The organism is Acidovorax sp. HMWF029, assembly GCF_003060895.1.
Lineage (GTDB): Bacteria > Pseudomonadota > Gammaproteobacteria > Burkholderiales > Burkholderiaceae_C > Acidovorax.
The window spans coordinates 1-5145 of sequence record NZ_QAIH01000211.1 but is presented as its reverse complement, the minus strand read 5'-3'; the positions used below and the strand labels follow the sequence as shown (position 1 = coordinate 5145).

General features: G+C 65.7%; 4 protein-coding genes. All 4 read right to left on the bottom strand.

Features of this window, described 5'->3' with window-relative positions:
• Positions 1-179: 179 nt before the first annotated feature.
• Positions 180-647 (bottom strand): CopD family protein, encoded by a 468-nt coding sequence (locus DBR12_RS14810; protein WP_108617962.1) that lies wholly within the window; start codon positions 645-647, stop codon positions 180-182.
• A gap of 191 nt (positions 648-838) precedes the next feature.
• Positions 839-1699 (bottom strand): oxaloacetate decarboxylase, encoded by an 861-nt coding sequence (locus tag DBR12_RS14805; protein ID WP_108617961.1) that lies wholly within the window; start codon positions 1697-1699, stop codon positions 839-841.
• A gap of 78 nt (positions 1700-1777) precedes the next feature.
• Positions 1778-3055, bottom strand: coding sequence for a PrpF domain-containing protein (locus tag DBR12_RS14800; RefSeq protein ID WP_108617960.1), 1278 nt, complete (start codon positions 3053-3055; stop codon positions 1778-1780).
• Between the two features lie 35 nt (positions 3056-3090).
• A partial coding sequence (gene acnA / locus DBR12_RS14795) for an aconitate hydratase AcnA (protein WP_108617959.1) occupies positions 3091-5145 on the bottom strand: 2055 nt, incomplete at its 5' end.

Below are 5145 nucleotides of genomic sequence, written 5' to 3'. Positions count from 1 at the left end.
GATGGGGTTCGGCGGGGGGATAGGGGGGAAGGCGGCTTTCGAAATACTTGAACACGTAGCAGGGCTCCTCGTTACCCGATGGTAGAGGAGCCGCAGGCCCAGGGCGTGTCAGCAGCGGCTTGCCCGCGCCTGAAGTAGGTGCACTGCGGCCAGCGGCCAGCGCTGTGCGTTGCTGTGGGTTACATCAGCACGGTGATGACCACAATGGCCACGCCCAGGCCCAGGTTCACCGCCACCCATTGCCGAATTGCGGCCATGGCCTGGCCGCCTGCGGCCCAGTCGGACGCAGCCACTGCCCGCTGCAGGCGGCGAAAAAGCGCGAAACGGATGTGGCCGAAGATGGCCGCCATCACGATGCCCAGCGTGGCCATGAGGGTCCAGTCCATCGGCATCGCAAAGTTCCCGCCCGACTGCACGGCCTGCCGGGCGACGTTGCCGATCATCCACAGCCCACTGACGAGCACCACCACCACCGCCACGCTGACGGCGCCCAGAAAACGCTGCAGCACGTCGTGCATCAACCGCAGGCGCAGCGGCGGCTCCAGCGACTGCGCCGCCGGGCGCAGAAAGAAATGGGCAAACACCATGCCGCCGATCCACACGATGATGGACAGGACATGGGCGAGCTTGAGGGCGTTGTAGAGCATGGGGATAAACCTTGTGGGGAGTGGGTGGCTGCGCGGCGTGTTGCGGGCCGGATTGTGCAGTGAACACCCGCCGCGAGGGGGGCTTGGCCCTGCGTGTCAGAGGGCTTGGGCGCGGGCCTGCGCCTGCCGTGCCACACGACCAGCCAAACCTACACCTGCTACTCAGGTAGCTCAGGTAGCTTGCGCGCCGGTCAGGTGTATTTTGTTTCGAGCGCGTCCCATTCGGCTTTGTGCACCAGGCGCTGGCGCTCGGCAAACGGCGCCACCAGAGCCGGGTCTTCGTCGATGCGTCGGTTGTCGCGCAGCACCGTGAGCGCTTTTTGCATGCCCGCCACCGCGCCCTGCAATGCCGCGTTGGCATACAACACCAGGCCATAGCCCAGCGCGGCCAGTTCTTCGGCGCTGGTGATGGGGGTCTTGCCGCCAATCACCATGTTCATGAGCTGCGGTGCTGCCAGCCGCTGCGGCAGGGCGCGGATCTCGTCCAGCGTGGTGACGGCCTCCACAAACAGGATGTCGGCACCGGCCTCCTGAAAGCGCTGGGCGCGCTCCACGGCGGCTTCAAAGCCTTGTGTGGCACAAGCGTCGGTGCGGGCCAGGATCAATGTGTCTGGGTCCCGGCGCGCGTCCACGGCAGCCTTGATCTTGCCCAGCATCTCGCAGGTAGCGATCACCTCCTTGCCGTTGAAATGCCCGCAGCGCTTGGGGCTGACCTGGTCTTCGAGCTGTATGCAGTCGGCGCCCGCACGCTCCAGCACCCGCACCGCGTGGTAGGTGTTGAGCGCGTTGCCAAAGCCGGTGTCGGCATCGACGATGAGTGGCAACTCCACCGCGTCGCGGATGCGGGCTGTGTGGTCGGCAATGTCGGTGAGGCCCATGAAGGCCTGGTCCGGCAGGCCAAACCACATGTTGGTCACGCCAGCGCCAGTGACGTAGAGGGCTTCAAAGCCCAGGTCTGCCACCACACGGGCGGAAAGCGCGTTGAATGCGCCGGGCACTATCACGCCCCGGCGGGCCTGGGCAAGGGCTTTGAGTTGTTGTTTGGTGTTCATGAATCGCAAGGAGCTTGATTTGCTACTTTTTTTATAGCTATAAAGGAATGATGGACGCGCGGAAGGGGCCAAAAAACCTCAAAAAAGACCGCAGGGCACTCGCACCCAGCCTTCCATGAGGATGCGGGCGCTGCGGCTCATCAGGGCCTTGGTCACCTTCCACTGGCCGTTGATCTGCGCTGCCTCGGCCCCCACACGCAGGGTGCCCGAGGGGTGGCCAAACCGCACGCTGCTGCGCATGCCACCGCCCGCTGCCAGGTTGACCAAGGTGCCGGGTATGGCCGCCGCCGTGCCAATGGCCACCGCCGCCGTGCCCATCATCGCGTGGTGCAGCTGGCCCATGGAGAGCGCGCGCACCAGCAGGTCGGTGTCTTTGGCGTCAATGGCTTTGCCGTTGGAGGCTGTGTAGCTGGCGGGTGGCGCGACGAACGCGATCTTGGGGGTGTGCTGGCGCGTGGCGGCCTCGCTCAGAGCGCGGATCAGCCCCATGCGCAATGCGCCATGGGCACGGATGGTCTCGAAGCGCGCGAGTGCCGCCGCATCGCCATTGATAGCACTCTGCAACTCGGTGCCGGTGTAGCCCAGCTCTTGTGCGTTCAGAAAGATGGTGGGGATGCCCGCGTTGATCAGCGTGGCGGCAAAGCTGCCGACGCCGGGCACCTCCAAGGTGTCCACCACGTTGCCCGTCGGGAATAACGCCCCCACGCTCCCCACTGCGTGGGGTTCGCTGCCCCCCGAGGGGGACCTCTCCAGCTTGGGGCGGCCCGGCGCTGTCGAGATGGCTCCCCCATCATCGCCATCGTCTGCCGGGTCCATGAACTCCAGCGCCACCTCGGCCGCAGCAAAGGTCACGCCGTCCAGCTCGAAGTCACCCGTCTCCTGCACCTGCCCATTGGCCATGGGCACATGCGCCACGATGGTCTTGCCGATATTGGCTTGCCAGATGCGGACGGGGAAGGTGCCGTCTTGCGGGATGCGCGCCGCATCGATCAGCCCCATGTGGATGGCGCAGGGCCCCACGGCGGCAGAGAGGTTGCCGCAGTTGCCGCTCCAGTCCACGAAGGGCTGGTCGATGGACACCTGGCCAAACAAGTAATCCACATCGTGCCCTGGCCGCGTGCTGCGCGACAGAATCACCGCCTTGCTGGTGCTGGAGGACGCATTGCCCATGCCGTCGATCTGCTTGCCATACGGGTCGGGGCTGCCCACCACGCGCAGCAGCAGGGCGTCGCGTGCCGGGCCGGGTTGCTGGGCGGGGGCGGGCAGGTCGTCAAGGCGAAAGAAAACGCCTTTGCTGGTGCCTCCGCGCAGGTAGGTGGCGGGAATGCGGATCTGTGGTGCGGAGTGAATGCTCATGAAGAAATATCAAATTTGATAGCGCACAGTGCTTTCTAGACGGGCGCAAGAGCCTGTTTTTTGCCTACATTCTTGGCAAGAAAATCTTGCGCAAAACGTTGCAGGACGCCGCCCGCTTGGTAGATGGAGACCTCTTCGGCGGTGTCGAGGCGGCATGTCATGGGCACCCGGGTGACTTCACCATTGTTGCGGCGGACGACCAGGGTGAGGTCGGCACGGGGTTGCATGTCTCCCTCCACGCCATACACCTCCGTCCCATCCAGCCCCAGCGTGATGCGGTTGACCCCCGCCTCAAACTCCAGCGGCAACACCCCCATCCCAATGAGGTTGGTGCGGTGGATGCGCTCAAACCCCTCGGCCACCACCACCTCCACCCCCGCCAGCCGCACTCCCTTGGCGGCCCAGTCGCGGCTCGATCCCTGGCCGTAGTCGGCGCCCGCGATGATGATGAGCGGCTGGCGGCGGTGCAGGTAGGTTTCGATGGCCTCCCACATGCGCATCACCCGGCCTTCGGGCTCCACGCGGGCCAGTGATCCTTTTTGGACCTTGCCATCCACCACGGCCATCTCATTGACCAGTTGCGGGTTGGCAAACGTGGCGCGCAGGGCGGTGAGGTGGTCGCCCCGGTGTGTGGCATAGGAGTTGAAGTCCTCCTCGGGCAGGCCCATGCGCGCCAGGTATTCGCCCGCCGCGCTACCGGGCAGGATGGCGTTGGACGGCGACAGGTGATCGGTGGTGATGTTGTCGGGCAGGAGGGCCAGCGGGCGCATGCCTTGCAGAGTGCGCGGGTGGGCAGCGAGTGCGCCAACGCCTTCGGTGTCCCAGTAGGGCGGGCGGCGAATATAGGTGGACTGCGGGCGCCAGTCGTACTGGGGCGACACGCGCTCGCCATCGTCCTGCCGGATGGCGAACATGGGCTCGTACACGGTGCGGTAGTGTGCGGGCTTCACGGCCGTTTGCACCACGGCGTCGATTTCCTCGTCGCTGGGCCACAGATCCTTGAGCCTAATCTGCTGCCCATCCACCTCGGCCAGCACATCCTTTTCGATGTCAAAACGCACTGTGCCTGCAATAGCATAGGCCACGACCAGAGGCGGCGAGGCCAGAAACGCCTGCTTGGCATAGGGGTGGATGCGCCCATCGAAATTGCGGTTGCCCGAGAGCACGGCGGTGGCGACCAGGTCGCGGTCGATGATCTCCTGCTCGATGGCGGGGTCGAGCGCGCCACTCATGCCGTTGCAGGTGGTGCAGGCAAAGGCCACGATGCCAAAGCCGAGCTTTTCCAGGTCGGCCAGCAAGCCCGCTTCCTTCAGATACAGATCCACCGCCTTGGAGCCGGGTGCCAGCGAGGTCTTGACCCAGGGCTTGCGCGCCAGGCCCAGCCGGTTGGCGTTGCGCGCCAGCAGCGCGGCGGCGATCACGTTGCGCGGGTTGCTGGTGTTGGTGCAGCTGGTGATGGCGGCGATGACCACGGCGCCGTCGGGCATCGTGCCTTCGCTGGGTGGCGGCATGGCCCAGGGGCCAGCGATGCCCCGCGCGGCCAGCTCGGACGTGGCCACGCGCGCATGCGGGTTGGAGGGGCCGGCCAGGTTGCGCACCACGGTGGACAGGTCGAACACCAGGTTGCGCGCGTAGACCGCATCTTTGAGCGTGTCGGACCACAGCCCCGCCGCCTTGGCATAGGTCTCGACCAGCTTCACTTGTTCCGCCTCGCGGCCTGTCAGCGTCAGGTAGTCCAGCGTCTGTTCATCAATGCTGAACAAGGCCGCCGTGGCGCCGTATTCGGGTGCCATGTTCGAGATGGTGGCGCGGTCGCCAATCGTGAGCTTGGATGCACCTTCGCCAAAGAACTCCAGGTAGGCGCCCACCACCTTGGCCTTGCGCAGAAACTCGGTGAGCGCCAGCACCACATCGGTGGCGGTGATACCGTCCTGGCGTCGGCCGGTCAGCTCAACGCCCACGATCTCGGGCAGCCGCATCATCGATGCGCGGCCCAGCATCACGTTCTCGGCCTCCAGGCCGCCCACGCCGATGGCGATCACGCCCAGCGCATCCACATGCGGCGTGTGGCTGTCGGTGCCCACGCAGGT

What these genes read in the sequence shown, in the direction of transcription:
- DBR12_RS14810 (WP_108617962.1), bottom strand. Translation starts at nt 647, where the DNA reads ATGCTCTACAACGCCCTCAAGCTCGCCCATGTCCTGTCCATCATCGTG.
- DBR12_RS14805 (WP_108617961.1), bottom strand. Translation starts at nt 1,699, where the DNA reads ATGAACACCAAACAACAACTCAAAGCCCTTGCCCAGGCCCGCCGGGGC.
- DBR12_RS14800 (WP_108617960.1), bottom strand. Translation starts at nt 3,055, where the DNA reads ATGAGCATTCACTCCGCACCACAGATCCGCATTCCCGCCACCTACCTG.